24 protein-coding genes are annotated in these 25,903 nt (G+C 72.0%); 12 read left to right on the top strand and 12 right to left on the bottom strand.

What is annotated here, in order from left to right; genetic code table 11:
* The first annotated feature begins 42 nt into the window (after positions 1-42).
* Complete coding sequence (locus tag ACZ58V_RS07360) at positions 43-435, top strand: VOC family protein (protein WP_189722006.1); 393 nt, start codon at positions 43-45, stop codon at positions 433-435.
* Between the two features lie 23 nt (positions 436-458).
* Here ACZ58V_RS07360 and ACZ58V_RS07355 read toward each other — a convergent pair whose 3' ends face one another.
* From ACZ58V_RS07355 to ACZ58V_RS07345, 3 genes are read right to left on the bottom strand one after another with little or no spacing between them, the layout of a single operon-like run.
* Entirely contained in the window at positions 459-1,253 is a 795-nt protein-coding gene (locus ACZ58V_RS07355) for a thioesterase family protein (RefSeq protein ID WP_471288843.1), read from the bottom strand.
* Positions 1,254-1,304: 51 nt separating this feature from the next.
* The gene (locus tag ACZ58V_RS07350; protein WP_471288841.1) at positions 1,305-1,631 is read right to left on the bottom strand and encodes a branched-chain amino acid transporter permease; all 327 of its coding nucleotides are present in this window, start codon (positions 1,629-1,631) and stop codon (positions 1,305-1,307) included.
* Positions 1,624-2,325, bottom strand: a complete 702-nt coding sequence (locus tag ACZ58V_RS07345) for an AzlC family ABC transporter permease (protein ID WP_471288839.1) — start codon at positions 2,323-2,325, stop codon at positions 1,624-1,626. Before ACZ58V_RS07345 ends, ACZ58V_RS07350 begins: the two co-directional genes overlap by 8 nt.
* A 62-nt stretch (positions 2,326-2,387) precedes the next feature.
* On the opposite strand from ACZ58V_RS07345, the gene ACZ58V_RS07340 reads away from it, so the two are divergent.
* Positions 2,388-2,846, top strand: a complete 459-nt coding sequence (locus ACZ58V_RS07340; protein WP_468185903.1) for an Lrp/AsnC family transcriptional regulator — start codon at positions 2,388-2,390, stop codon at positions 2,844-2,846.
* Between the two features lie 70 nt (positions 2,847-2,916).
* Here the strand turns inward: ACZ58V_RS07340 and ACZ58V_RS07335 are convergent, their stop codons facing one another.
* Both ACZ58V_RS07335 and ACZ58V_RS07330 read right to left on the bottom strand, forming a co-directional pair.
* Positions 2,917-3,213 carry a DUF4235 domain-containing protein gene (locus ACZ58V_RS07335; RefSeq protein ID WP_184587111.1) on the bottom strand — a complete coding sequence of 99 codons (297 nt, stop codon included), beginning with the start codon at positions 3,211-3,213 and terminating at the stop codon, positions 2,917-2,919.
* A 39-nt stretch (positions 3,214-3,252) separates the two neighbouring features.
* On the bottom strand, positions 3,253-4,275 hold the full coding sequence (locus ACZ58V_RS07330; protein WP_468185906.1) for a glutathione S-transferase family protein: 1,023 nt from the start codon (positions 4,273-4,275) through the stop codon (positions 3,253-3,255).
* Between the two features lie 159 nt (positions 4,276-4,434).
* On the opposite strand from ACZ58V_RS07330, the gene ACZ58V_RS07325 reads away from it, so the two are divergent.
* Positions 4,435-5,355, top strand: a complete 921-nt coding sequence (locus ACZ58V_RS07325; RefSeq protein ID WP_468185909.1) for a cation diffusion facilitator family transporter — start codon at positions 4,435-4,437, stop codon at positions 5,353-5,355.
* Positions 5,356-5,423: 68 nt separating this feature from the next.
* Here ACZ58V_RS07325 and ACZ58V_RS07320 read toward each other — a convergent pair whose 3' ends face one another.
* Together ACZ58V_RS07320 and ACZ58V_RS07315 are read right to left on the bottom strand one after the other, a co-directional pair.
* Positions 5,424-5,873 carry a nitroreductase family deazaflavin-dependent oxidoreductase gene (locus tag ACZ58V_RS07320; protein ID WP_189721998.1) on the bottom strand — a complete coding sequence of 150 codons (450 nt, stop codon included), beginning with the start codon at positions 5,871-5,873 and terminating at the stop codon, positions 5,424-5,426.
* 75 nt (positions 5,874-5,948) lie between these two features.
* Positions 5,949-6,581 carry a LysE family transporter gene (locus ACZ58V_RS07315; RefSeq protein ID WP_468185913.1) on the bottom strand — a complete coding sequence of 211 codons (633 nt, stop codon included), beginning with the start codon at positions 6,579-6,581 and terminating at the stop codon, positions 5,949-5,951.
* Between the two features lie 363 nt (positions 6,582-6,944).
* Between ACZ58V_RS07315 and ACZ58V_RS07310 the strand changes: the two genes are divergently transcribed.
* Both ACZ58V_RS07310 and ACZ58V_RS07305 read left to right on the top strand, forming a co-directional pair.
* A complete protein-coding gene (locus tag ACZ58V_RS07310) occupies positions 6,945-8,141 on the top strand; it encodes a cytochrome P450 (RefSeq protein ID WP_471288835.1) in 1,197 nt (398 codons plus the stop codon).
* 19 nt (positions 8,142-8,160) lie between these two features.
* On the top strand, positions 8,161-8,361 hold the full coding sequence (locus ACZ58V_RS07305; RefSeq protein ID WP_372498772.1) for a ferredoxin: 201 nt from the start codon (positions 8,161-8,163) through the stop codon (positions 8,359-8,361).
* Between the two features lie 9 nt (positions 8,362-8,370).
* Here the strand turns inward: ACZ58V_RS07305 and ACZ58V_RS07300 are convergent, their stop codons facing one another.
* Positions 8,371-8,922, bottom strand: coding sequence for a TetR/AcrR family transcriptional regulator (locus tag ACZ58V_RS07300; RefSeq protein ID WP_468185918.1), 552 nt, complete (start codon positions 8,920-8,922; stop codon positions 8,371-8,373).
* A gap of 92 nt (positions 8,923-9,014) precedes the next feature.
* Here ACZ58V_RS07300 and ACZ58V_RS07295 point away from each other — a divergent pair, with 92 nt between their 5' ends.
* The gene (locus ACZ58V_RS07295; RefSeq protein ID WP_468185921.1) at positions 9,015-9,473 is read left to right on the top strand and encodes a nuclear transport factor 2 family protein; all 459 of its coding nucleotides are present in this window, start codon (positions 9,015-9,017) and stop codon (positions 9,471-9,473) included.
* Positions 9,474-9,501: 28 nt separating this feature from the next.
* Positions 9,502-10,038, top strand: a complete 537-nt coding sequence (locus ACZ58V_RS07290) for a flavoprotein (RefSeq protein ID WP_468185924.1) — start codon at positions 9,502-9,504, stop codon at positions 10,036-10,038.
* 3 nt (positions 10,039-10,041) lie between these two features.
* Here the strand turns inward: ACZ58V_RS07290 and ACZ58V_RS07285 are convergent, their stop codons facing one another.
* Entirely contained in the window at positions 10,042-10,917 is an 876-nt protein-coding gene (locus tag ACZ58V_RS07285; RefSeq protein WP_468185927.1) for a hypothetical protein, read from the bottom strand.
* Positions 10,918-11,130: 213 nt separating this feature from the next.
* Between ACZ58V_RS07285 and ACZ58V_RS07280 the strand changes: the two genes are divergently transcribed.
* Entirely contained in the window at positions 11,131-12,099 is a 969-nt protein-coding gene (locus ACZ58V_RS07280) for an aldo/keto reductase (protein ID WP_468185930.1), read from the top strand.
* Positions 12,100-12,184: 85 nt separating this feature from the next.
* Here ACZ58V_RS07280 and ACZ58V_RS07275 read toward each other — a convergent pair whose 3' ends face one another.
* Complete coding sequence (locus ACZ58V_RS07275) at positions 12,185-13,027, bottom strand: phytanoyl-CoA dioxygenase family protein (protein WP_468185932.1); 843 nt, start codon at positions 13,025-13,027, stop codon at positions 12,185-12,187.
* A gap of 61 nt (positions 13,028-13,088) precedes the next feature.
* On the opposite strand from ACZ58V_RS07275, the gene ACZ58V_RS07270 reads away from it, so the two are divergent.
* Positions 13,089-14,069, top strand: coding sequence for a helix-turn-helix domain-containing protein (locus ACZ58V_RS07270; protein WP_471288830.1), 981 nt, complete (start codon positions 13,089-13,091; stop codon positions 14,067-14,069).
* A gap of 242 nt (positions 14,070-14,311) precedes the next feature.
* Positions 14,312-16,432, top strand: coding sequence for a ricin-type beta-trefoil lectin domain protein (locus ACZ58V_RS07265; protein WP_471288828.1), 2,121 nt, complete (start codon positions 14,312-14,314; stop codon positions 16,430-16,432).
* 11 nt (positions 16,433-16,443) lie between these two features.
* On the opposite strand, the gene ACZ58V_RS07260 is transcribed toward ACZ58V_RS07265, so the two are convergent.
* Both ACZ58V_RS07260 and ACZ58V_RS07255 read right to left on the bottom strand, forming a co-directional pair.
* A complete protein-coding gene (locus tag ACZ58V_RS07260; protein WP_471289917.1) occupies positions 16,444-17,700 on the bottom strand; it encodes an SLC13 family permease in 1,257 nt (418 codons plus the stop codon).
* 65 nt (positions 17,701-17,765) lie between these two features.
* The gene (locus tag ACZ58V_RS07255; RefSeq protein WP_468185940.1) at positions 17,766-20,153 is read right to left on the bottom strand and encodes a SpoIIE family protein phosphatase; all 2,388 of its coding nucleotides are present in this window, start codon (positions 20,151-20,153) and stop codon (positions 17,766-17,768) included.
* Positions 20,154-20,410: 257 nt separating this feature from the next.
* Between ACZ58V_RS07255 and ACZ58V_RS07250 the strand changes: the two genes are divergently transcribed.
* Together ACZ58V_RS07250 and ACZ58V_RS07245 are read left to right on the top strand one after the other, a co-directional pair.
* Positions 20,411-23,500 carry a glycoside hydrolase family 2 TIM barrel-domain containing protein gene (locus ACZ58V_RS07250; protein WP_471288825.1) on the top strand — a complete coding sequence of 1,030 codons (3,090 nt, stop codon included), beginning with the start codon at positions 20,411-20,413 and terminating at the stop codon, positions 23,498-23,500.
* A 146-nt stretch (positions 23,501-23,646) separates the two neighbouring features.
* Complete coding sequence (locus ACZ58V_RS07245; RefSeq protein ID WP_471288824.1) at positions 23,647-25,890, top strand: glycoside hydrolase family 9 protein; 2,244 nt, start codon at positions 23,647-23,649, stop codon at positions 25,888-25,890.
* Positions 25,891-25,903: the final 13 nt, after the last annotated feature.

Genomic DNA, 25,903 nt, shown 5'->3' with positions numbered 1-25,903 from the left:
CGGGGCACGATCGCCCCGCGGCCGGAATCCTGCGGAGGAGACATGGCACTGGTGAAAGCGGGGGTCCTGGTGCTCGACTGTGCCGAGCCCGAGAAGCTCGCCGTGTTCTACAAGGAGTTGCTGGAGGGGGAGGAGTCGGACGCGACGGCCAACCGGGTGGAGATCAAGACCGCCGACGGCTTCCGGATCGCACTGCGCCGGGACGTGAACGCGACCCCGCCCAGCTGGCCGCGCCCCGAGAACTCCCTCCAGGCCCACCTGGAGTTCGTGGTGGACGATCTCGACGCGGTGGAACGCCGGGTCGTCAGCCTCGGCGGGCGCCCCCTGGAAGCCAAGGAGGCCTCGGGCCCCCTGGAGGAGCGCGGCTACGCCGACCCGGCAGGCCACTCCTTCATCCTGCGCCGCACCCCACCGACGGCACCCAAGCAGGGCTGAACGCGGCGTTCCGCCGGCGCCGTTCAGTCGGTCGCCGGCAGGGGGCGGACGGTGAGGATCTGCTGGGCATGGCCGACGGGGCCGGTGAGGTCGTGCAGGACCGTGCTGGTGACGCCCTGGCCGGCGGGACCGAAGGTGACGGTGGTGTCGAGCCCGGTCCAGCGGCCTTCCGGCCGGCGGTGGAGGTGGAGGGTGAGGTCGACGTTGGGGAACATCCAGGCGGTGGGCGGCTGTCGCGCGGCGATGCCGTTGGCGGTGTCGATGAGCGCGATGTAGGAAGCGAGCGGACTCACGGCCTGTCCGGCGACGAGGTCGAGCCGCGTGGAGACCCAGGCCGTCGTGCGGCCTGGCCGCGGGGGCGCGAGCGGACGGACGTCCAGGGAGGCGATGTATCCGCCGGGCCACACGGAGGCCAGCGGCCAAGGGGTGAGCGCCTCGGGAGACGTGAGGGCGTCCGCGGCGTCGCCGGCGACCTCCGTGGTGTCGTGGTCGGCGAGGAGCCAGGCGCGGGCCCGCACGACGGGACGGCCGGCTATGAGGGCGACCGCTTCGACGAGTTCGATGGTGCGGCCGGGCCGGATGGTCTCCACGCGGATCTCGCACTCGTCCAGGGCGAGCCGGCCGAGGATGTCGAAGCTGATCCGGGACAGTGTCAGGCCGGCGTCCGGCCGTGCGGCCGGATGCCGGTCGATGGCGTGGACGATCAGGCCGGCGAGCGGGCTGAAGTGCTGCTCGTCCGGGTCCCATGCGCCGCTCGCGTGGACGGTGGGCTTGTAGCGGTGCGTGTCGATCGGTTCGTAGTAGCTGCCGGTGTTCAACGGACGCGTGCCTTTCGGCCGGGGGCGATGGGGTGGTCGGTGGTGTGACGCTCAGTGGGTGAAGACCGCGCCGGCCAGGGCCACATGGACGGCCGTGCCGGCGAGGATGCTCAGCAGGGCGTTGCGGAGCCACAGGTGCAGGCCCACGGTGACGGCGAGGGCGGCCATCGGGGCCACGGCGCGTGACTCGGTGAGCGGCAGATCGCGCAGGCAGTAGACGACCAGGATCACCATCACCCCGGCGGGCATCCGGGTGCTGAGGTACCGCACGGTGGCGCTGGACCGCAGCGGTGCCAGGGCGGCGAACGGCAGGGCGCGCAGGGACCAGGTGACGGCGGCGGTGACGAGGACCGCGACGACGGCGTAGGTGTCAGACATGGGCGGGCTTCCTCCGGGTGGTGAGCCGGCGTGCCAGGAGTCCGGCGGTGAACAGGGCGAAGGCCGCCGGCAGCAGCTGCCCGGGAAAGAGGAGGCGGGCGCCCAGGGCGCAGAGCAGGGCGAGCACCGGGGTCGGCAGATCGCCCCGCAGGTCACGGATCGCGTCGAGAGCGAGGACGGCGAACAGCGCGGTCAGGGCGAAGTCCAGTCCGGTGACACCGTCCGGTACGAGGGAGCCCAGCAGTGCCCCGGCCGTCGCGCTGCCTGCCCAGTACAGATGCATGAAGAACTGCAGCCACAGGATGCGCGGGCTCGACCAGCCCCGGGCCTGTCCGCCCGCGGTCAGCGCGTACGCCTCGTCGGTGAGCGCGAAGGTGCTGTACGTCCGGGCGAGCCGGCCCCGCACGCGGTGCAGGGGAAAGGACAGGGCGTAGAAGACGTAGAAGACGTGCCGCGCCTGCACCAGGAAGGCGGCCAGGGCGATGGACGCCAGCGGCGCGGTGGCCACGACCATGCCGATGAGCAGGAACTCGAACGAACCGCCGTAGATCAGCGCCGCGGACAGCCCGGCCCACCACCAGTCGAGCCCCGACTGGACCACGAGCGCCCCGAAAGCGAGACCGAGCGGCACCATGCCGAGGCCCACGGAGGCACAGTCCTGGAAGGCGGCCCGCGCCGCAGGGCTTATTCGCATGTCGACATTTTAGAAAAGTTCGCACCTCATATGGTTGCCGATTGTGGCCCTATGCTCTCGCTATGGGCAATGAAAGTGGCCTCGATGCCGTCGACCGCGAAATTCTGTTTCATCTACGCCAGGACGGCCGGCTGTCGAACGTCGAGCTGGCCAAGCGGGTGGGGCTGACTCCGCCTCCGTGTCTGCGCCGGGTCAAGCGTCTGGAGGAGAGCGGCGTCATCGCCGGCTACCGGGCCGTCATCGATCCCGGAGCCGTGGGCCGCGCGCTCGAAGTGCTCATCGACGTCGAGATCTACGCCCAGGACCGCAGGACGGTCGAGGAGTTCGAGACCACCGTGGCCTCCTACGAGGAGGTCGTCGAGTTCCGGAGGATGTACGGGCGTCCCGACTACTTCCTCCGCGTCGCCGTGGCCGACCACACCGCCTACGAGGCCTTCATGATGAGCAAGCTCAGCGGCCTGCCCGCCGTCCTGCGCCTCGAGTCGCACCTCACCATGAAGACGATCAAGGTGAACGGCTGAGCGACGCCGGGCACAGGCCGGCCCCGCCCGCCGCACAGGCCGGACGGGGCCGGGCGAGGCCGGGCAGGTGTCAGTCCCGGCCGCCCTTCTCGTCGGCCGGCCACGTGCCGGTCGAACGCTCGATGGCCTTGGCGCCCGCGCGGTCCACGGCGCTGCGCACCACCGCGAAGATGGCGCCCTGGACGGCTGCGGCCAGCAGGATCTCGCCCCAGCCGCGGTCCCGGTCCAGCGCGTCGGGCGCGTCCTCCTCGTGCCGGATCGCCATCCACGTCTTGCGGAAGGCGAGCCCGGCCAGCCAGCCGCTCGACCAGCCCAGCACGAACCCGAGGGGCTGGTAGGCCATGGGCATCTTCTTTTTCTTCGCCACGTGGATCTCCTTCGTCGCTCAGGGGGTGGGTGGGAGTGGTCAGGGGGTGTGCGCGGCCGGGACCCGCTCCTCGGCGCGGACCGGCCCCGGCGGCGTGCCGTCACCGAAGGGCCGGCCGCCCAGCTCCTCGCGGCGGTGCGGGGTCAGCCAGCCGGACAGGTCCGGGCCCAGCGGCACGACGCGGGTCGGATTGATGCCCGTGTGCACCTGGTAGTAGTGGCGCTTGATGTGGTCGAAGTCGACGGTGTCGCCGAACCCGGGCGTCTGGTACAGGTCACGGACGTACCCCCACAGCACCTGGTTCTCCGTCAGCTTCCAGCGGTTGCACTTGAAGTGGCCGTGGTAGACCGCGTCGAAGCGGACCAGCGTGGTGAACAGCCGGATGTCCGCCTCGGTGATCGTGTCGCCGACGAGGTACCGCTGCCCCTCCAGCCGCCCCGCGAGCAGCTCAAGACGCCGGAACACGCCCGCGCAGGCGGTCTCGTACTCCTCCTGCCCGGTGGCGAACCCGGCCCGGTACACGCCGTTGTTGACGTCCTGGTAGACGTCCGCCATCACCTCGTCGATCTCGTCGCGCAGCGCGTCGGGGTACAGGTCGGGCGCGCCGTCCCGGTGCAGGGCCGTCCATTCGGTCGCGAGGTCGAGCGTGAGCTGCTGGTAGTCGTTGGTGACCAGCTTCCCGCTGGGCACGTCCACGATCGCCGGCACACTGACACCGCCGGGGTAGTCGGTCTCCCGCCGGTCGTAGGCCTCGCCGAGGTAGCGGATGCCGAGGACCGGGTCGCGGCCGTCCTCGTCCAGCGTGAAGCGCCAGCTGCGGTCGTCCTGGATCGGATCGGCGACGGCCAGGGACAGCGCGTCCTCCAGGCCGAGCAGCCGTCGGGAGACCAGCGACCGGCTCGCCCACGGGCAGGCGCGGCTGACGACCAGACGGTAGCGGCCCGCCTCCACCGGCCAGCCGTCCCGGCCGTCCGTCGTGATCCGGTCCGCGAAATGCGCCTTGGACCGTTTGAACGTCCTCCTGCCATAGGCGCTGTTGCCGTCGCCGTCGTCGCGGCTCATGGGGGTGACCTCCTTGCCGTACGTGTGGCCCGCCGGTCGTGCGAGTGCCCTGGTGAACGCGTTCCCCTTTTTCCGTCGACGGCACGGTGTGAGCACCGCCGACCGGGGCAATCGGCGTGGGTGACTGAACAGGGATCTGATCGGAGGACACGCGTCACCGTGCTGGTGGCGCTCGCGGCCAACCTGGTGATCGCGGTCGCCAAGGCCGTCGGCGGCCTGTTGGCGGGTTCACCCGCCCTGCTGTCGGAGGCGGCCCACTCGGTGGCCGACAGCCTGAACGAGGTGTTCCTGCTGGCGGCGCTGCGCCGCAGCCGCCGCCCCGCCGACCGGCGTCATCCCTTCGGCTACGGCAAGGAGCGGTTCTTCTGGTCGCTCCTCGCGGCAGTCGGGATCTTCGTCATGGGCGGTTGCTTCTCGTTCTTTCAGGGCTTCGAGGCCCTCGCGAGCGGATCGGAGGAGAAACTCGGCGGCTATGTCGCCGGCCTGATCGTGCTCGGCGTCGCCCTCCTCGCGGAGGGCGGTTCCTTGTTGCGTGCCCTGTACCAGGTGCGCCGGCAGGGCGGTATGCGCGCCGGGCTGCGCGACCCGGCCCTGCGGACGGTCGTCGCCGAGGACGGCACCGCGGTGCTCGGCGTCACGCTGGCCATGGTGGGCATGGCGCTGCACATGGTCACCGGCCAGGTGGTGTGGGAGGCGTCCGCCTCACTCGCGATCGGCGCCCTGCTGGTCTACGTCGCTTTCCGGCTGGGCCGTGACGCGCGCGACCAGCTGATCGGCGAGGCCGCCGACCCGGAGGCGAGCGGGCGGATCCGGGCACTGCTGCGGGCGCAGCCCGAGATCGACAGTGTGGAGGCACTGTTCACGATGAAGACGGGCCTCGACTCGGCCCTCGTGGCCGCCCGCGTCGACCTGGTGCCCGGCCTGGACAGCGAGCACGTCGAGGACGTCGCCGTCCGTATCAAGCGCTCCATCTCCCGGACGGTGCCCGAGGCGGACCAGATCTTCCTCGACGTCACGGACCGCCGCGCCCGGGAGGCAGCGGAAAGCCCCGCCGCGACGGGGGAGCGCGGCGGGGCCTGAACCACGCGTGCCCCGCCGCCAACGGTTCATGCACCCCGAGCGGAAATTCCTTGCCGCCCGCCCTGGCCTCAGTCGCCGGCGACGGGCTCCAGCACGAACAACGGAATCTCCCGGTCGGTCTTCTTCTGGTAGTCCGCGTACGCCGGATACGCCGCGACGGCCCGGTCCCACCACTCGGACTTCTCCTCGCCCGTGACCTCACGGGCGGTCATGTCCTGCTTCCGGGGCCCGTCCTGGAGCTCCACATGCGGGTCGGACTTGAGGTTGAAGTACCAGACCGGGTGCTTGGGCGCACCGCCGAGGGAGGCGACGGCGGCGTAACGCCCCTCGTGTTCCACCCGCATCACCGGTGTCTTGCGCAGCTTGCCGCTCTTGGCGCCCCGTGAGGTCAGGACGACGACCGGCATCTTGGAGCCCTGCAGCGTCGTCCCCTCCGTACCGCCGGAGCTCTCGTACAGTTCCACCTGCTTGCGCACCCACTGCGTCGTGCTGGGTTCGTACTCGCCTTCGAGAGGCATGGCAACCCGTCCCATCGTCGTGTCAGAGGCCGACTGGTAACTGATACCTGCCCTCAACACCGGTACACGCGCGATTCATCCTGGAGAAACCGCCATTCGCACGGCCAAGGCCGTCGTCACCCCGCTCGCCACCAGCGCCGTCGCCAGCCGGCCCCGGTGACCGGTCAGCGCCCGGCCCAGCAGGGCACCGCTCCCGGCGAGCAGCACCTGCCAGCTCGCGGAGGCGGCGAAGGCGGCCAGGACGAACACACCCTGCTCCACCGGCCCGGCCGGACCCGTGGCCCGGGAGCCGAGCACGAGCGCCGCGAAGTAGATCACGGTGGTGGGGTTGAGCAGGGTGATGCCGAGCAGCCCCAGGTAGGCCCGGGCGGGACTCGGGGGAGCGGGGGCCGTCCGCGTGGCGAGCCGGTGGCCGCGGTACTCGCGCAGGGCGGTGACCGCGCCCCACACCGCCAGCCCGAGCAGCACCAGGACACAGACCCAGCGCAGCGGCCCGAGCACCGGCCGCAGCGCGGCGGCCAGGGCCGTGCCCCCGAGCGTGGCGGCGAGGGCGTACAGCCCGTCGGCGGTGGCGACGCCGAGCGCGGCGCAGACACCGGTACGCAGGGACGTTCGGGCGGTGAGGGAGACGAGGTAGGTCCCGACCGCGCCCACGGGGACGGCGATGCCGTACCCGGCGAGCAGCCCCGCGACGAGCGCGGCCGTCATGACCGCGGCGGCGTCGGACCTCCACGGAGGCCGGACCGCTGCTGTCGGCGCGTGGCGGAAGCGGCGACGGACAGCGACGGCGGAAGGACATCGGGCGTAGGCATGGCTGGATCCTGAGGCCTGTCCCGCCGCACCGACAACCGGTTTTCGAATCGCCGCCATGACGGCCCCGGAGTCCCCGGCTCCCCTTGAGAGCCCTGTTCGCTCATCACGGGCTCCGGACCCCTGCCTTCGAACGTGAAGACGCCCTTCCCCGGCCATGTTGCCGCCGCAACCGAACTGGCCGAACTTCGCGTCGCCCTATAGGTGCCCGGGGCATCTAATGATGATCGGCACGACGCACTACTCGTCTGCGAGGTCTTCATGACGGACACGACCGCACCCGTCGCCTTCCCCCAGAGCCGGACCTGCCCCTACCACCCGCCCGCCGCCTACGACGCGCTGCGCACCGAGCGCCCCCTCACCCGCATCACCCTCTTCGACGGCCGCGAGGCCTGGCTGGTCAGCGGGCACGCGATCGCCCGCGCGCTGCTGGCCGACCCGCGCCTGTCGTCCGACCGCGACCGGCCCGGCTTCCCCGCCCCGACCAAGCGGTTCGCCGGGATCCGCAACCGCAGAACGGCCCTGCTCGGCGTCGACGACCCCGAACACCGCACCCAGCGGCGCATGGTCGTCGGGGACTTCACCCTCAAACGGGCCGTCGAACTCCGGCCACGGATCCAGCAGATCGTCGACGAACGGCTCGACGCGATGATCGCCCAGGGCCCGCCCGCGGACCTGGTGACCGCCTTCGCGCTGCCGGTGCCGTCCATGGTGATCTGCGCCCTGCTCGGCGTCCCGTACTCCGACCACGACTTCTTCGAGACCCAGTCGCGACGGCTGCTGCGCGGCCCGGAGACCGCCGACGTGCTGGACGCCCGCGACCGGCTGGAGGCGTACTTCGGTGAGTTGATCGACCGCAAGCAGAAGGACCGAGGGGCCGGTCTGCTGGACGACCTGGTCCACCGGCAGCTGAGCGAGGGCGCGCTCGACCCCGAGGGCCTGATCGCGATGGCTCTCATCCTGCTGGTCGCGGGCCACGAGACGACCGCCAACATGATCTCGCTCGGCACCTTCACCCTGCTCCAGCACCCCGAGCGGCTCGCCGAACTGCGCGCGGACCCGGGGCTGCTGCCGACAGCGGTCGAGGAGCTGATGCGGATGCTGTCGATCGCGGACGGCATGCTGCGCCTGGCCGTCGACGACATCGAGGTGGCCGGGACGACGATCCGCGAGGGCGAGGGCGTGGTCTTCGCGACCTCCGTCATCAACCGCGACGAGACGGTCTACCCCGAGCCGGACACGCTCGACTGGAACCGCCCGTCCCGGCACCATGTCGCGTTCGGCTTCGGCATCCACCAGTGCCTCGGCCAGAACCTCGCCCGCGCCGAACTGGAGATCGCCCTGCACGCCCTCTTCGACCGGCTGCCCGGCCTGCGCCTGGCCGCCCCGGCCGACGAGATTCCCTTCAAGCCGGGCGACACGATCCAGGGGATGCTGGAACTCCCCGTGACCTGGTAAGAGGCTTCCGCACATGCACATCGACATCGAGATCGACACGGACGTCTGCATCGGCGCGGGCCAGTGCGCCCTGACAGCCCCGGAGGTGTTCACCCAGGACGACGACGGCTACAGCGCCCTACTGCCCGGACAGGAGGACGGCGGCGGCAGCCCGCTGGTGCGGGAGGCGGCCCGGGCCTGCCCGGTGAGCGCCATCACCGTCTCGGAGAGGGTGAGCTGAAGCCCGGCCTCATGTGGTCCCCAGGAGCAGCCGGGCCGCCTCGCGCGCCTCGGCCGCGGGCTCGGCGCTCCCGGTGACACCCGCCGTGACCATGGCACCCTCGGCCAGCAGGAACAGCTGCCCGGCCAGCGCGCCGGGCAGCCCCGCCGCGTCCACGAGCGAGGCGAGGTAGTCCCGGAACGCCCGCTTGTGCGCGCGCACTTGGCCGGCCACGCGCGCGGACGTGGCGCCGAGCTCGCCGTACGCGTTGATCCACGCGCAGCCGCGGAAGTCCGGCTCGCCGAACCATCCGCCGAGCCAGTCGAACACGGCCAGAATCCGCTCCCGGGGCTTCCCGTGCCGCTCCACGTACTCGGCCAGCTGCCCGCGCCAGCGCACGTCGCGCCGCTCCAGATACGCCTCCACCAACTGCTCCTTCGCCGGGAACAGCTGGTAGAGCCGTTTGAGCGAGACCCCGGACATGCCGCGCACGTCGTCCATCCCGACGGACCGCACGCCCCGCCCGTAGAACAGCTCCTCGGCCGCGTCCAGCGCCCGCTCCCGGGCCACCGCGCTGTCCATGTACCACCACTCCTTGACGCGAGAACGAGCGTTCTCCTACCGTAGCAGCCATCTGGAGAACGCTCGTTCTCCGCTGTGACCGGGGAGAATCCATGACCGACCGCCCGCCCCTGCCGCCCTTCACCCGAGAGAGCGCCGCACAGAAGGTCCAGGCCGCCGAGGACGCCTGGAACACCCGCGACCCGCAGAAGGTCGCCCTCGCCTACTCGGAGGACTCCGTCTGGCGCAACCGCGACACCTTCGTCACCGGCCGCGCCCGGATCGTCGAGTTCCTGACCCGCAAGTGGGAGCGCGAGCGGGAGTACGCGCTGCGCAAGGACCTCTGGGCCTTCGGCGGCAACCGCATCGCCGTCCGCTTCCAGTACGAGTGCCGGGACACCGAGGGACAGTGGTGGCGCTCCTACGGCAACGAGCTGTGGGAGTTCGACGGGCACGGCCTGATGACCCGCCGTGAGGCGAGCATCAACGACGTACCGATCGAGGAGGAGGAACGCCGCATCCTCGGCCCGCGGCCGGAGCCGGAGCGCGGTCGCGCCGTCCCCCTCCGGTGAGCCCGGGGGAGTCGCTAGGGTTTCCGGGATGACCGACCAGGCCGCCCGCAAGCCCTTCCTCTACGTGGTCGTCTGCGCCGCCGGAATCGCCGCGGACGTCACCAAACTGATCACCGCCGCGCAGGAGCGGGACTGGGAGGTCGGTGTCATCGCGACGCCTGTCGCCATGAACGGCTTCTTCGACACGGCGGCCGTAGAAGCCCAGACGGGCCGCCCCATCCGCTCCGCCTGGCGCACCCCGGGCGAGCCGCGCCCCTTCCCGGCGCCCGACGCCCTGGTCGTCGCACCCGCCACCTTCAACACCGTCAACAAGTGGGCGGCCGGCATCGCCGACACCCTCGCGCTGGGCACCCTCTGCGAGGTCGCGGGGCTCGGCGTGCCGATCGCCGTCCTGCCGTGCGTGGCCGACGCGCTGGCCGCCCACCCCGCCTACCGGGACAGCCTCGAACGGCTGCGGGGGATGGGCGCGCGGTTCGGGGAGCCGTACACCGGAGAGCCGGGCGAGGACGGCGGGCGGCCGGAGTTCGGCTGGGAACGGGCGCTGGACCTGGTCGAACGGGGCTGACGGTCAGCCGCAGCCGACCGTGGGCCCCTCCACCATGCCGCCGGTGTAGAGCGCCTGCCCGCGCGGCATCCAGTAGCCCAGCTTCGAGACGACCGTCGAGCAGGCGGAGCCCTGTGTCACCTGGACCCGCACGGTGGCCGGACGGCCCGGCTGGAGGTCGGTCAGCGCACAGTCCACGGAGTACGTCAGCCGGTCCTCGGCCGGGGCCCGTCCGATGAGCGGGTTGACGCACCGGGCGTCCGCCGTGCTGATCCGCACCCCCGTGCTCTCCTCGCCGATCAGCCCGAAGCGGGCACTGCCGTCGCCCTGTTCGCTGTCGCGGTACACCCGGTACGTCAGCGTGGTGGTGGCCCCGCGACGCAGGGTGGTCCGGTCGACCTCGACACGGTGCGTGGGCCGCTGCTTCGGCGCGCTCATGGTGAGCACGGCCCGGACCGTGCCGCGCAGGTCCACCCCGCCCGGCGTGGAGCGGACATGCACGGTGGCCGTGACGTCGTAGACCCCCGGGCCGGGGTACGGCTGCGAACCGGGCAGTGTCCCGGATGCGACCGTCCTGCCCTGGCGTTTCGCCGTCCAGGTGCCGGAGGTCAGACAGGCGTACCGGACGGACGTGCCGGGGCGGTCGCAGTTCGCGGGTGCCGAGACCGCCATCACCGGGGTGCCGCTGCCCGCGCACAGGCTGACCGTGGCCCGCTCGCCGTCCGCGCCGCGCAGCACGCCCGCGGGCGCGCACAGCGTCGCCGGTCCCTCGGCCACCGGAGCCTGGGCTCTGACCTCGTGTCCGGGCGGGGCCGGACGGCTCCAGGCGGTCGAGATCAGGGCGAGGGACGCCACGGCCGCCCCGGTCAGGATCCTGAGTGTCCTCCGTCGTGCCGCCACGCGTTCTCCCGTACACCGCCGACCGACCGGGCGCCGGTCACCTGCGCCGAGGATGCGGCAGCGGTCCGGCCGCCTCGCCGCTCCCACGCCGTGCGGTCACCTGGGGGCAGCAACGATGACGGCCCGTCAGCCGGTCCGGCACACCCTGCCTTCGAGCGCACACGAGCACGTACGCTCCCCTGGAAACCCCTCCCGAAGGCAGGAGCAGCAACGATGCAGTACGTGAAGCTCGGTTCGACGGGCCTGGACGTCTCCCGGATCTGTCTGGGGTGCATGACCTACGGCCTGCCCGACCGCGGCCGTCACGAGTGGACCCTCGGCGAAGAGGCCTCGCGCCCGCTGATCCGGCAGGCGGTCGAGGCGGGGATCAACTTCTTCGACACGGCGAACGTCTACTCCGACGGCACCAGCGAGGAGATCGTCGGCCGTGCCCTGCGCGACTTCGCCCGCCGCGACGAGATCGTGCTCGCGACGAAGGCGCACGGCCGCATGCGGCCCGGTCCGAACGGCGCCGGACTGTCCCGCAAGGCGATCATCACCGAGCTCGACCAGAGCCTCACCCGCCTCGGCACCGACTACGTCGACCTCTACCAGATCCACCGCTTCGACCCGCACACCCCGGTCGAGGAGACGATGGAGGCCCTGCACGACGTCGTCAAGGCCGGCAAGGTCCGCTACATCGGGGCCAGTTCGATGTACGCCTGGCAGTTCTCCAAGGCCCAGTACACCGCGCGGCTGAACGGCTGGACGCGCTTCGTCTCCATGCAGAACCACTACAACCTCATCTACCGCGAGGAGGAGCGCGAGATGCTGCCCCTCTGCGAGGACCAGGGCGTGGGCGTCCTGCCCTGGAGCCCGCTCGCCCGCGGCCGCCTCACCCGCGACTGGGACACCACGACCGAGCGCAGCGCCACCGACACCTTCGGCAGCAACCTGTACCAGGAGGGTGACCGCACCATCGTCGAGGCCGTCACCCGCATCGCGGCCGACCGAGACGTCCCCCGCGCCCAGGTGGCCCTCGCCTGGCTGCTCCACCAGCCCACGGTCACAGCGCCGATCGTAGGAGCGTCGAAGCCTCGGCATCTGGAGGACGCCGTGGCCGCTGTCGACCTCCAGCTCAGCGACAAGGAACTCGAGAAACTGGAACGCCCCTACACAGCACATCCGATCGCCGGCCACTGAGCTTCTTCAGGGGCGCGGGGCTGTATCGATGTGCCGCTCCGCCGCGTGGGCGCGACAAGCCACGACGAAACCCGCAGCCAACCGATCAGTGCGGCCCCTGCGGCGACGAGAACTCCGTCCCGCAGGGCCCCGCCCCCTCACTCTCCGACAGGGCCACCCGCCCCCCACTCATCGACAAGGTCCGGTAGAACCGACCGATCCGCTCCGCCGACCGCCCCACATAGTGGCCGATGAACGACCGCCGGAACCGATCCCCCGACCGGTTCGGCCGCGACCCGTGCACCAGGCTGCCGTTGAAGAACAGAACATCCCCCGGCGACATGTCCACCGGCACCGGCGCCATCCCGGGCGGCGGCGGAACATACTCCCGGGCGAAGGAAACCCCCGCATCCGCCTCCTCCGGACAGAACACCTCCATCCGGTGCGTGCCCGGCACGACCTCCAGCCCGCCGTTCTCCCGGTCGATCACGTCGCATGCCAGCCACGCCGCCACGCACGTGCCCGGCTCCACCCGCAGATAGAAGTTGTCCTGGTGCAGCGCCTGGCCCCGGGCGCCGGGCGGCTTGAAGTAGAACATGCTCTGCGCGGCCAGGACCTCCTCCCCGAGGAGCGTCTCCAGGACCGTGCGCAGCCGGGCGTCCAGCAGGACGTCCCGGGCGAGGCCGTTGATCTCGTGCGGGTGCATGACCCGGGGCCAGACGCGCAGCGGATCGGCGTCCGCCCCGGACGCACGCGGCTCGAAGTGCCCGGGAACCGGCCCGGCCGCGTGCAGGGCCGAGAACTCACCGCACAGCCGCTCGATCTCGTCGGCCCCGAAGAGCCCGCGTACGACCGTGAAACCGTCCTCCTCGAACCCCTCCCGGTACCGCCGGAGCCCGGCGGGATCCAGGATGGGAGCGCCGGCGGCGCCGTTGCCCGTGACTGTCATGAGCGCACTCCTCGGTCGGGTGTCCACGGTCCGACACTAGGCCGCCCTGTCGTCGAGGAGGATGCCCGTGCGTGCTGACGGATTGCCCGGCACTGCTGCGAACGGGAACGACGGGGTCCCCGCCCCGCCGCCCGGCCTGGTCGTGCTCGGCCATTTCGACCAGTCGCCCGGCTACGCCGTCAACCGCCCGCGTGGCTCGGCGAGCTGGCTCTTCACCTGGACCACGGGAGGCCGGGGCCGGCTGCGGCAGGGTGCCGTGGAGACCTCGGCCGGCGCCGGTGACCTCGTGGTGCTCGCGCCGGGTGTCCCGCACGGCTACGCGGTGGAACCCGGCGCCCGGCACTGGCGGTTCTGGTGGGCGCACTGCCAGGCCCGTCCGTCGTGGGCCGGGTGGCTGCGGCCGTACGACGCCGGCGACGGGGTGTACGTGGTCACGTCCGCCCCGGCCGGTGTGCGCGGCCGCGTCGAGTCTGCGTTCCGGCGGATGCACACCGACGCCCGCTGGACCGGGACCGGGACCGAGGCGCCGGCCGCACCGGCGTCCCCGGACGTGCAGGTCGCCGTCGCACACGGCAGTGCGGCCCGCGAACTCGCCCTGTGCGCGCTGGAGGAGATCGTCCTCCTCACCACAGCCGGTGCCCGGCCGGCGGCGCCCCGCCCCGGCCTCGACGCACGGATCCGCCGGGCCGAGGAGCTGATCGCCGCCGACCCGGGCGCCCCGCACACCGTCCGCTCGCTTGCCGAGGACGTCGCCCTGTCGCCGTCCCGCTTCGCCCACCTGTTCAGCCGGCAGCTCAGCCGGTCGCCCATGCGCGCCCTGCGCGAGGCCCGGCTGCGGCACGCCGCGCGGCTGCTGGAGGGCACCGACCTGCCCGTGGAACGTGTGGCCGCTGCCTCGGGTTTCGCCAGCCCGTCCCACTTCAACCGCGTCTTCCGCGAGCGCTACGGGATACCGCCCGGCGCGTACCGGACAGAGTACGGCGACCCGTCCGGCCCAGCGGTTTCCGGACGGCGACGGGAACCGGGCGAATACCTGCCATAAAAGCCGAGCGGGCAGCCCGGAAATCCCTTTCGGCACGCTGATTGACAGTTTGTCAAAAAGCCCTGGCCGCCTACACAATGCACGAAACGGCGAGATCTCTTGTTCCCTGTCGCTGACCTGTGCAAAGGTGTGCCCTGTCGGCGTGCGGACAGCACGCCGTTCTTTCGTATGCGCGAGGCCGCCGTGCTGGCATACCCCTTGGTATGGACTTTATTCCGCATGTCCTTGAGAGGAATGCATCCGTGAACGACGCAAGTCCGTCGAATTCCCCGGCCCCGGCCCGCAGGTTCGGCCCGACGGACGAGCAACTGAGCGCCGAGCTCAGGAAGTGGACGGGCGCGACGCCCGCACTTCATCCCGTCGGCGAGCTGCTGGACCGGCACTGGGAGGCGGCTTTCGCCTACGCCCGGCTGTGCACCGCCGGTCCGCATTTCGCCGGAATGCTCACCACCGCGGCCTTCACCCGGCTCTTCGGCGAAAGCCTGCGCCAGAACGGTCCGACATCCGCCTGGCGGCCCCAACTGCTCGTCACCGTGCGGCGGATCGCGGCCGAGTGGGCCACCGACCACCGACGCGACATGCTCCACCCGGATCTGCTGTCCGAGGCCGGTGACGGGGAGCGGCCGGCCGCCCGGCTGCTGCCGAGGCAGCACCGGCGCCTGCTGTCCGGGGCCTTTCAGCGGCTGCCCCAGTCGGCCCGCTGCCTGCTGTGGCACATCGAGGTCGAGTCCGAACCGCTCACGGCCCCCGCCGGGTTGCTCGGCCTGGACGAGGAGGGCGCGCGCGTCGAACTGGCCCGGGCCCGTGACCGGATGCGCGAGGAGTGCCTCCAGCTGCACCGCGAACTCGCCCCCGACGAGGAATGCCGGCGCTATCTGCGCCTGCTCGACGTGACGTATCGACGGGGCGCCCTCGAACTCGACCCGGATCTACGCGCGCATATCGAGGGATGCGGGCACTGCAGCTCCGCCGCGGACCAGCTCGACCGGTTCAACCACGGGCTCGGCGTCGCCCTGGCGGAGGCGGTGCTGGGCTGGGGCGGGCAGGACTACGCGGAGAGTGCGTCGATCAGGGCCGCGGAGGCCTCCCCGGAGAGCGGCGTTCCCGGGGGCACGGCCGGTACGGAACCGGCTGGTGCCGCGCGTGCGGCGTTCCCGGACCCCGTCGCCCTCGCCGGCGCGGTGGGGGAGTCGTTCACCGACCCCGTCGACCCGGTGGCCGCGCCACCCGCCCCCGCAGCCGAAGGGGAAGCGGGGGCCCCATCGCAGGTCCGGGTCCAGACGCAGGCGCAGGACCAGGCGCAGGCCTTGGCCCTGGCCCACGCCCAGGAGGCATTCCCCACCACCCCTCCCGACGCGCCGGCACCGGCCGTTGGAACGGCCCCCGGTCCGGACGCCGTGGGCCCGCGCACCGCCTCTCCCGGATCCGCCTCTCCCAGATCCGCCCACAAGGCGGCCCGCCGTGCCGCCCGTCGCCGAAACCTCACCGTGGGCGTCCTGACCGTCAGCGGCCTGGTCGTCCTCCCGCTGGTCCTGTGGTCCATAGGCAACTCCGGCGACACAGCCCCGCCGGCCGCCGCGGACCGGCCCTCCGAGGCATCCGGCCCGGGCGCGGCCAAGCCGACCGGTGACCCGTCCTGGATCGGCGCGGGCGAGCCCCGCAAGGGCGCTCTGCGCGGCCGGCTGCACAACGTCGCCTCGGGCCTGTGCGTCGGCGTCGAGGGCAAGAAGGCCGTCGAGGACGCGGAAGCCGCACTCACCACCTGCTCCTCGGCCCCCGCCCAGCAGTGGACGTACGAGACCGACGGGCTGCTGCGCAACGGTGCCGCCCCCGACCTGTGTCTGGACTCGCGGCTCGGCTACTCGGTGCGGCTCGCCCCCTGCACGGGCCCGTCCCGGCCCGACACCAAGGACATCAGCTACGACTTCATCCTCCAGGGCGCCCTGGTGCCCCGCCGGGACCAGGAGCTCGCCCTGGCCCCGGCCGCGACCGACGGCTCGGGGGCCCTGGTCCTCAAGACCCGGGCGGACGACGAGGTCCAGCGCTGGGTGATCGACACCTCCAAGACCGATCTCCAGATGGAGGTCGTCAACTGGGAAGCCGCCGCTCCGGTGCCGCAGCCCGAGCCCACCCCGACCCCCACCCCCACACCCACACCGTCGAGGACACCCGAGGCGCCCCCCACCCCGACCGCCACTCCGTCGACGTCCCGGCCGGAGCCCGCTAGCCCGTCGCCCGGCACCACGTGCCGCTACTACGGCTACTACTGCTCCGGGAACGGCGACCACGGCTACCCCGGATACGGCTATGGATACGGATACGGATACGGATACGGTGATGGCTACGGCGGTCGCGGCCGCTGACCGGGCGCGGCTCAGACCCCCACGACCCCCAGCGACAGCCACAGCGCCACCACGGCCGGCACCAGCGCGGCGGGTACCGCGAGCAGCCCGAGCCGGGTGAATTCCCCGAGTTCGACGCGGTGCCCGTGCTGCTGCACGATCCGCCGCCACAGCAGGGTCGCCAGCGATCCGGCGTAGGTCAGGTTGGGGCCGATGTTCACGCCGAGCAGCACCGCCAGCACGGCACCGGGACCGGCCCCGGCGGTCAGCGGAAGCAGCACCAGCACCGCGGGCAGGTTGTTGATGAGGTTCGCCAGGACGGCGGCCACTACGGCCACGCCCAGCAGCGCGAACAGGCCCGAGCCGTCGGGCAGCACACGGTGGAGCGCGTCGGCGAGCCCGTTGTCGACGACCGCGCGCACCACGACGCCGAGCGCGAGCACGAACGCCAGGAAGGCCGGGGACGCGGAGCGCACCACCGTCAGCGGGGTGGCCCGCCGCCGCAGCAGCGCCCGCCCGGCCAGCACCAGCGCACCCGCCAGCGCGGCCCACGCCGGCGCGATCCCGACGGCGGAGGCCACGACGAACCCGGCCAGGGTGCAGCCCACCGTGACCAGGGCGAACAGCGGCAGCTCGGGAGGCCGCGCGGGGTCGGCTGCCGGGAGGGGGGCGGCCAGTTCCCTGGCGAAGAAGCGCCGGAAGATCACGTACTCGGCGCCGATCGCGACCAGCCAGGGCAGTGCCATCAGCGCCGTGAACCGGGTGAAGCTCAGCCCGCTCGCCGTGAAGGCGAGGAGGTTGGTCAGGTTGGAGACCGGCAGCAGCAGCGAGGCGGTGTTCGACAGGTGCGCGCACGCGTAGAGGTGCGGGCGGGCCTGGACGCCCATCCTGGTGGCGGTGGCGAGCACCACCGGTGTCAGCAGGACGACCGTGGCGTCCAGGCTGAGCACGGCGGTGATGACGGAGGCCAGCGCGAACACCGCGGTCAGCAGCCGCCCGGGACGCCCCGCCGCCCAGCGGGCCATCCACGCCCCGCACGCCGTGAAGAGTCCCTCCACGTCGCAGAAGTGGGCGAGCACCAGCACGGCCGCGAGGAACCCGACCACGGGCCCCAGCCGCTGGACCTCCTCCCACGCGTGGGTGGGCGAGATCACGCCGACGGCGACCGCGAGCCCGGCGGTCGGAACCGCCAGGACGGCCTCGGGCAGCCCCTTCGGACGGACGACGGCCCAGACGAGTACGGCGGCCAGCAGTGCCACGGACAGGACTTCGGCGAGCGGGGTGTTCAGGGCGGGGTCCTCCGGGGCGGTCTCAGGCGGTGCCCGCCCATGAAACCAGGCGCCGGTAAGAACGCTCACATCGCGTCGGGCATCGTCAGCTCCGCCCAGATCGTCTTGCCGTCGGGGGTGTGCCTGCTGCCCCAGCGCTGGGTGAGCTGGGCGACCAGGAGCAGACCGCGGCCCCCCTCGTCCCAGGTCTTGGCCCGGCGCAGGTGCGGGGCCGTGTGGTTGGTGTCGGACACCTCACAGATCAGCGTGTCCGCGTCGTGGATCAGCCGTAGCCGGATGGGCTTGGCGCCGTAGCGGATGGCGTTGGTGACCAGCTCGCTCACCACCAGCTCCGCGGTGAACGTGGCCTCGGTCAGCGTCCAGCGCTCGAGCTGTTCGACGACCTGCTTGCGGATGGGGGCCACCAGCGCCGGGTCGGCCGGGATGTCCCAGGTCGCGACCTGGGAGGACGGCAGACCGCGGGTGCGGGCCAGCAGCAGGGCCACGTCGTCGGCGGAGCCGCCCGAGGGGAGCAGCGCCTGCAGCACGCGGTCACAGATCTCGTCCAGCGAGCCGGAGGGCGCCGACAGGGCCTCGCGGAGCATCCGCTGGCTCGTGTCGACGTCCCGTTCGCGGCTCGCGAGCAGCCCGTCGGTGTGGAACGACAGGACACTGCCCTCCCGCAGCTCCACCTCGGCGCTCTCGAACGGCAGCCCCCCGACACCGAGCGGGGGACCGGAGGGCAGGTCGAGCTGCCGGGCCGGGCCGTCCGGTGGGACCAGGAAGGGCTGCGGGTGCCCGGCCCGGGCCAGGGTGCAGCGCCGCGACACCGGGTCGTACACCGCGTAGAGGCAGGTCGCGCCCACCTCCCCGGTGCCGGCCGCCTCTTCGCCGCCGGATTCCTGGGACAGCCGGACGACCAGGTCGTCGAGGTGGGTGAGCAGTTCGTCGGGGGCCAGGTCGATGTCGGCGAGGGTGCGGACGGCGGTGCGCAGCCGGCCCATGGTGGCCGAGGCCTGGATGCCGTGGCCGACGACGTCCCCGACGACCATGGCGACCCGCATCCCGGACAGCGGGATCACGTCGAACCAGTCGCCGCCCACACCGGAGCGGGTGGCGGGCAGATAACGGGAGGCCGCCTCCACCGCCGCGGTGCGCGGCAGGTGGCGGGGCAGCAGACTGCGCTGCAGCGTGAGGGTCGTCTCCCGCTCGCGGGAGTAGCGGCGCGCGTTGTCGATGCAGACGGCGGCCCGGGCCGTGACGTCCTCGGCCAGCAGCACATCGTCGTCCGTGAAGTCCTCGGGGCGGTGAAAGCGGGTGAACACCGCGACCCCGAGGATGGTGCCCCTGGCCTGGAGCGGGACGGACATCGTGGAGTGGATGCCGTACTCGCGGACCCGGCGGAAGCGGACCGGGTCCCAGGCGAGCCAGCGTTCGAGGTCGTCCTCCGAACCCGAGGCCACCACCGCGTGGCCCACGATCAGCGAGGCCGCCTGCGGGGAGGACGCCGGGTAGACCTCCACCTGCCCCGGCTTGGCGACCGCCTCGGGGCTGCCCGTGTTGACCGACTGGTGGGCGGCCCGGCGCAGACTCACCGGTGGCACGGGCGGCTCCGCGGACTCGCCGCCGTGCTCCCGGGTGTCGAGCAGATCGACGCTGACGAAGTCGGCGAGCGCCGGGACGCACACGTCCGCCAGCTCCTGGGCCGTACGGGTGACGTCGAGGGTGGTGCCGATGCGCACGCTCGCCTCGTTGACCAGTTGCAGCCGTTCCCGTGACCGGTACTGCTCGCTGAAGTCGTGGGCGGTCACGCACACGCCCCGCACCTGGCCGGCCGGGTCGGTGAGCGGTGCGATCCGGGCCAGCCAGGCGTGCGCGCCCCGGCTCTCGCCACTGGCCTTCATGTACGTCTGCATGTCCTGCCGCCGGCCGGTGCTCAGCACCCGGCGCAGGTTCTCCTCGAGCTCGGTGTTCTGCGGCCGGCTGCCGATGTCGGTGGGTCTCAGACCCCGCAGGCGGTGGGCGGGCATCCCGAGGAGGTCCGCCATGGCGTCGTTGACGCCGCGCAGCCGCAGCCCCTCGTCGAAGATCATTGTGGCGCAGGGTGACTGGGTGAGGGCCGACCGCACCAGCGGGTCCTCCGCAGGCCCCACGTCGTCGGCCTCCGGCGGGGACACCGCGAACCACTCGGCCGTCTCGCCCTCCGGCGGTCTGCGGTGGGCGAGCACCCACACGGACACCGTACGGCCGTCGCGATGGCGCAGCGCGAGCATGCCGCTCCAGCGGGCGTCGCGGGGCGCGGGCGGCGCGTCCGCGTCGGCGGCCAGCAGCTCGGCGGCCGGGCGGCCCACGACCTCGGCGGCGGTGTGGCCCAGCAGCCGGCTGGCGCCCTCGCTCCACTCGGTGAGCACGCCGTCGGCGGCGATGACGGCACGCGCGGCCCCGTCATCGTCGAACGGCTCGTGCGGGCTCATCGTCGCCACTCCATACGGACACTCACAGTGATCAGAGAGGTCGCTTGAGTTCCAGCCTAGTCCGTAGGCGCCCGACGTGAACCGGTAACCCCGGCAGCGCCCGGCCGTGCGGGGTCGGGGCGTGATTCCGGCCGATGTGACGCCTGGGACAGAAGGATGTCGCCGCACCCTTGACGGCTCTGTGTGACACCTCGACAGAATCTGTTTGTTCACGATCAGTTGTGAGTACTTCTGGGCCTTAATGAGGGAGAGCCTCTATGTCGGTCACGCGCAGATCGGTCCTGCTCGCCTCCGCGGCCGCGCCCGCGGCCGGAGCGCTGCTCGGTGCCCCGGAGGCGTGGGCCGCCGAGGAGGAGCGCGGCGCGTCCGGCCGCAGTACCGTCGCCCTGCGCGACGGCTGGCGCTTCGCGCTGGTCAACCCGGGCGGCATCACCGACCCGACCGGCGCCTACGCCGACGCCGCGCTTCCCGGCTACGACGACTCCCGGTGGCGCGAGATCGCCGTCCCGCACGACTGGAGCATCGAGCAGGCCCCCACCACCGAGCACGGCACCACCAGCGGCACCGGCTTCCTGCCCGGCGGCCTCGGCTGGTACCGCCTCTCCTTCACCCTGCCGCCCGCCCTCGCGGGCCGGCGGATCTCGGTGGAGTTCGACGGCGTCTACATGGACTCCCACGTCTACTGCAACGGCGAGGAGGCCGGCCGTCACCCCTACGGTTACACCGGCTTCGCCTTCGACCTCACCGACCTGGTGCACACCGACGGCACCACCGAGAACGTGATCGCGGTCAAGGTCCAGAACCGGCTCCCCAGCAGCCGCTGGTACTCGGGCAGCGGCATCTACCGCGAGGCCCGCCTGGTGATCACCGAGCCGGTGCACGTGGCCCGCTGGGGCACCCACGTCCGCACGCCCGAGATCTCCGCCGAGCGGGCCGTCGTACGGATCGACACCTCGGTCGTCGACGCGTCGGGCGCGGGCGCGGACGTCGAGGTCGTCTCCAGGATCGTCGACCGCAAGGGCCGCACGGTCGCCCGTACCTCCTCCACCGTCGCCGTCACCGACGAGCGGACCGAGACCCACGAACTCACCGTCAAGCGACCGGAGGTGTGGGACATCGAAGCCCCGCACCGCTACACCCTGCACACCGAACTGCGCGTCGGCGGCCGGACCACCGACACCTACCGCACGCCCTTCGGCTTCCGCACCTTCCGCTTCGACCCGGACGAGGGCTTCTTCCTCAACGGCACCCACCACAAGCTCAAGGGCGTCGACCTCCACCACGACCTGGGTGCCCTCGGCGCCGCCGTCAGCAAGGACGCCATCCGCCGGCAACTGCTCATCATGAGGTCGATGGGCGTCAACGCCTTCCGCACCTCCCACAACCCGCCCTCCCCGGAGATGATCGAGGTCTGCGAGGAACTCGGCATCGTCATGCTGGTGGAGGCCTTCGACTGCTGGAAGAGCCCCAAGACGCGGTACGACTACGGCCGCTTCTTCGACGAGTGGGCCGACAAGGACATCGCGGAGATGGTCCTGGCCGCCCGCAACTCGCCCGCCGTCCTGATGTGGTCCATCGGCAACGAGGTCAGCGAGTTCACCTCCACCGCAGGTCTCGCCATGGCCGACCGACTCATCGCCGCCATCAAGGCCCACGACGTCATCCGCCCGATCGTGATCGGCTCCCACCGGCACCGCAGCGTGCCCGCCCCGGGCTCTCCCGGCGATCTGATCCTCGCCAAGATCGACGGCCTGGGCCTCAACTACAACACCGCCAAGTCGGTGGACGCCCTGCACGCCCGCTACCCCAAGCTGTTCCTGTTCGAGTCGGAGTCGTCCTCGGAGACCTCCACCCGCGGCGCCTACCAGGAGCCCGAACACCTCAACACCGGCGAGGACCACACGCCGGGCCGGCGCGCGACGTCCTCCTACGACAACAACCTCGCCTCGTGGACCATGAGCGGCGAGTACGGCCACAAGAAGGACCGGGACCGCAAGTGGTTCGCCGGGCAGTTCCTGTGGTCGGGCATCGACTACATCGGCGAGCCCACGCCGTACGACGTGTTCCCGGTCAAGGCGTCCTTCTTCGGCGCGGTCGACACCGCGGGTTTCCCGAAGGACATGTACTACCTCTTCCAGAGCCAGTGGATCGAGAAGCCGATGGTCCATCTGCTCCCGATGACCTGGAACCACGACGAGGGCGACACGGTCGAGGTCTGGGCGTACGCCAACGTCGACACCGTCGAGCTGTTCCTCAACGGGAAGTCGCTGGGCGTCCGGCGGTTCGACACGAAGAGGACCGCCGACGGCCGCGTGTACCTGGAGACCACCGAGGCGACCGGCGACGACAAGACCTTCACCGACGGCCCCTGGCCCGGCAGTTACACCAGCCCGAACGGCAGCGCCGGAAAGCTGCACCTGACCTGGAAGGTGCCCTTCGAAGCGGGCGAACTGAAGGCCGTCGCGCGCAAGGGCGGCAAGACGGTCGCCACCGACGTGCTGCGCACCGCCGGCGCCCCGCACGCGATCCGCCTGACACCGGACCGCGAGTCCACCGCCGCTGACGGCCGTTCGCTGGTCTTCGTGACCGCCGAGGTGGTCGACCGGCGCGGCGTGGTGGTGCCCGGAGCGGAGCACCTGATCTCCTTCGAGGTGGCGGGCGGCTCCCTGGCCGGGCTCGACAACGGCCGGCAGGAGAGCGCCGAGCGCTACCAGGCGAGCACCCGCACCGCCTACCACGGCAAGGCCCTCGCCATCGTCCGCTCCGGCACGAAGCCGGGCGCGGTGAAGGTGACCGCCCGCGCCGACGGACTGCGCACCGGCACGGCGACCGTACGGGCCACCCCGGCCCGGGACCGGGCCGAGACGACCCCGCCCGCCTTCAGGCCGGAGCACCCCGCGCCCCTGGATCACCCGCACGCGGACGCCAGTTACTCCGGCCGCCCGGACACCCTGCCCGCCGCCATGCTCGACGGCGATCCGGCCACCGGCTGGTCCAACGGCTTCTACAAGCAGGCCACGGCCCTGCTGCCCGCCTTCGACGGGGCCCGCGGCGAGGACTGGGTCTCGGTCGACCACGGGCGCACCCGCGCCTTCGACCGGGTGGACGTCTCCTTCACGGTGGACGCCACCCACAGCCTGCCCGCGGCGATCGCGGTGGCGGTGTGGGACGGCCGGGCGTGGCGGGCCGTGCGGGACGCCGCGATCGACTGGGCCACCGCCTCCGAGGCCCCTACGGTGATCACCTTCAAGTCCGTCCGCGGCTCCCGGATCCGGCTCACCCTGACGAGTAGCCACCCCGACGAGGCGCGGGGCGCGATGCGCATCAGCCGGCTGGACACGGCCTAGGCCACACTGGTCCGGACGGGCGGCGGACAGCCAGTCCCGTCCGGACCGTTGACGGGGTGTCACATCAGCCACAACCATGGCGGCATCCGCATCTGGGAGCGCTCCCATGCCGAGCGCCACCCGCCCCTCTCCAGAGGAGCCCGGACGTGAAACGACGCAGAACCGCCCTGCTGTCCCTGACGGCCCTCCTGGCGACCGCGCTCACCGCGCTGCCCTCGGCACCGGCCGGGGCCGAAGAGGTCGAACAGGTCAAGAACGGCACCTTCGACACCACCACCGCCCCTTGGTGGACGACCAGCAACGTCACCGGGGGCCTGTCCGACGGCCGGCTCTGCGCCGAGGTACCCGGCGGCACCACCAACCGCTGGGACGCCGCCGTCGGGCAGAACGACATCACCCTCGTGAAGGGGGAGTCGTACCGTTTCTCCTTCAGCGCGACCGGCACGCCCGCCGGACACGTGGTGCGGGCGATCGTGGGCCTGTCGGTGTCCCCGTACGACACGTACTACGAGGTGACACCGCAGCTCAGCGTCTCCGGCGACACGTACTCCTACACCTTCACCTCGCCCGTCGACACCGCCCAGGGCCAGGTCGGCTTCCAACTCGGCGGCAGCGCGGACGCCTGGCGCTTCTGCATGGACGACGTCTCGCTGCTGGGCGGCGTCGCGCCGGAGCCGTACGAGCCCGACACCGGCCCCCGGGTCCGCGTGAACCAGGTCGCCTACCTGCCCGCCGGGCCGAAGAACGCCACCCTGGTCACCGACGCCACGGCGAAGCTGCCCTGGGAGCTGAAGAACGCCCGCGGCACCGTGGTCGCCCGGGGCACGAGCGTGCCGCGCGGGGTCGACGCCTCCTCCGGGCAGAACGTCCACTCGATCGACTTCGGCGCGTACCGCAAGAAGGGCACCGGCCTCACCCTGGTCGCCGACGGCGAGACCAGCCGCCCCTTCGACGTCGACGCGAGCGTCTGGGAGCGGCTCCGCCTCGACTCGGCGAAGTACTACTACACCCAGCGCAGCGGCATCGAGATCCGCGAGGACCTGCGGCCCGGGTACGGCCGCCGGGCCGGGCACATGGGCGTGGCCCCCAACCAGGGCGACACCGCCGTGCCGTGCCAGCCGGGCGTGTGCGACTACAGCCTCGACGTCAGCGGCGGCTGGTACGACGCCGGCGACCACGGCAAGTACGTCGTCAACGGCGGCATCTCCACCTGGGAGGTGCTGAGCACCCACGAGCGCGCGCTGCACGCCCGCACCGGCGACGCCGACAAGCTCGGCGACGGCACGCTCGCCATCCCCGAGAGCGGCAACAAGGTCCCGGACATCCTCGACGAGGCCCGCTGGGAGCTGGAGTTCCTGCTGAAGATGCAGGTGCCCGCCGGAAAGCCGCTGGCCGGCATGGCCCACCACAAGATGCACGACGAGCAGTGGACCGGACTGCCGCTGCTGCCGAGCGACGACCCGCAGAAGCGCGAACTGCACCCGCCGTCCACCGCGGCCACCCTGAACCTGGCGGCCACGGCCGCGCAGGCGGCCCGCCTGTACCGGTCCTACGACAAGGCGTTCGCCGACAAGGCCCTGGCGGCCGCCCGCAAGGCCTGGTCGGCGGCGCTCGCCCACCCCGACCGCCACGCCTCCGAGAGTGACGGCATCGGCGGCGGCGCCTACCCCGACAACGACGTGACCGACGACTTCTACTGGGCGGCGGCCGAGCTGTATCTCAGCACGGGGGAGAAGCAGTTCGAGGAATACGTCCTGAAGTCCCCGGTCCACACCGCCGACCTCTTCAGGCCCCTCGGCTTCGACTGGGCCCGCACCGGGGCGGCGGGCCGGCTCGACCTCGCGACGGTCCCGAACAAGCTGCCGGGCCGGGACAAGGTGCGCGAGTCCGTCGTCAAGGGAGCCGACCGCTACCTGACCACCCTGAAGGACCACCCCTACGGCATGCCCTACGCGCCCGACGGCAACAAGTACGACTGGGGCTCCAGCCACCAGGTCCTCAACAACGCCGTCGTCCTCGCCACCGCGTACGACATCACCGGCGCCTCGAAGTACCGGGACGGCGCCCTGCAGAGCATGGACTACATCCTCGGCCGGAACGCGCTGAACATCTCCTACGTCACCGGCTACGGTGAGGCCAGCTCCCAGAACCAGCACAGCCGCTGGTACGCCCGCCAGCTCGACCCCGGCCTGCCCCACCCGCCGAACGGCACCCTGGCCGGCGGGCCGAACTCGAGCATCCAGGACCCCTACGCACAGAGCAAACTCCAGGGCTGTGTCGGACAGTTCTGCTACATCGACGACATCCAGTCCTGGTCGACCAACGAACACACGATCAACTGGAACGCCGCCCTGACCCGGATGGCCGCCTTCGTGGCGGACCAGGGGTAGGGAACGTGTCCGG

The organism is Streptomyces sp. NPDC040589 (assembly GCF_055594445.1).
This window is presented reverse-complemented; position numbering and strand designations above follow the sequence as displayed.

Bases quoted from the DNA above. Each gene is read 5' to 3' on its own strand.
- ACZ58V_RS07360 (WP_189722006.1), top strand. From the start codon at position 43: ATGGCACTGGTGAAAGCGGGGGTCCTGGTGCTCGACTGTGCCGAGCCC.
- ACZ58V_RS07350 (WP_471288841.1), bottom strand. From the start codon at position 1,631: ATGTCTGACACCTACGCCGTCGTCGCGGTCCTCGTCACCGCCGCCGTC.
- ACZ58V_RS07345 (WP_471288839.1), bottom strand. From the start codon at position 2,325: ATGCGAATAAGCCCTGCGGCGCGGGCCGCCTTCCAGGACTGTGCCTCC.
- ACZ58V_RS07340 (WP_468185903.1), top strand. From the start codon at position 2,388: ATGGGCAATGAAAGTGGCCTCGATGCCGTCGACCGCGAAATTCTGTTT.
- ACZ58V_RS07330 (WP_468185906.1), bottom strand. From the start codon at position 4,275: ATGAGCCGCGACGACGGCGACGGCAACAGCGCCTATGGCAGGAGGACG.
- ACZ58V_RS07320 (WP_189721998.1), bottom strand. From the start codon at position 5,873: ATGCCTCTCGAAGGCGAGTACGAACCCAGCACGACGCAGTGGGTGCGC.
- ACZ58V_RS07315 (WP_468185913.1), bottom strand. From the start codon at position 6,581: ATGACGGCCGCGCTCGTCGCGGGGCTGCTCGCCGGGTACGGCATCGCC.
- ACZ58V_RS07310 (WP_471288835.1), top strand. From the start codon at position 6,945: ATGACGGACACGACCGCACCCGTCGCCTTCCCCCAGAGCCGGACCTGC.
- ACZ58V_RS07300 (WP_468185918.1), bottom strand. From the start codon at position 8,922: ATGGACAGCGCGGTGGCCCGGGAGCGGGCGCTGGACGCGGCCGAGGAG.
- ACZ58V_RS07295 (WP_468185921.1), top strand. From the start codon at position 9,015: ATGACCGACCGCCCGCCCCTGCCGCCCTTCACCCGAGAGAGCGCCGCA.
- ACZ58V_RS07290 (WP_468185924.1), top strand. From the start codon at position 9,502: ATGACCGACCAGGCCGCCCGCAAGCCCTTCCTCTACGTGGTCGTCTGC.
- ACZ58V_RS07280 (WP_468185930.1), top strand. From the start codon at position 11,131: ATGCAGTACGTGAAGCTCGGTTCGACGGGCCTGGACGTCTCCCGGATC.
- ACZ58V_RS07275 (WP_468185932.1), bottom strand. From the start codon at position 13,027: ATGACAGTCACGGGCAACGGCGCCGCCGGCGCTCCCATCCTGGATCCC.
- ACZ58V_RS07270 (WP_471288830.1), top strand. From the start codon at position 13,089: ATGCCCGTGCGTGCTGACGGATTGCCCGGCACTGCTGCGAACGGGAAC.
- ACZ58V_RS07255 (WP_468185940.1), bottom strand. From the start codon at position 20,153: ATGAGCCCGCACGAGCCGTTCGACGATGACGGGGCCGCGCGTGCCGTC.
- ACZ58V_RS07250 (WP_471288825.1), top strand. From the start codon at position 20,411: ATGTCGGTCACGCGCAGATCGGTCCTGCTCGCCTCCGCGGCCGCGCCC.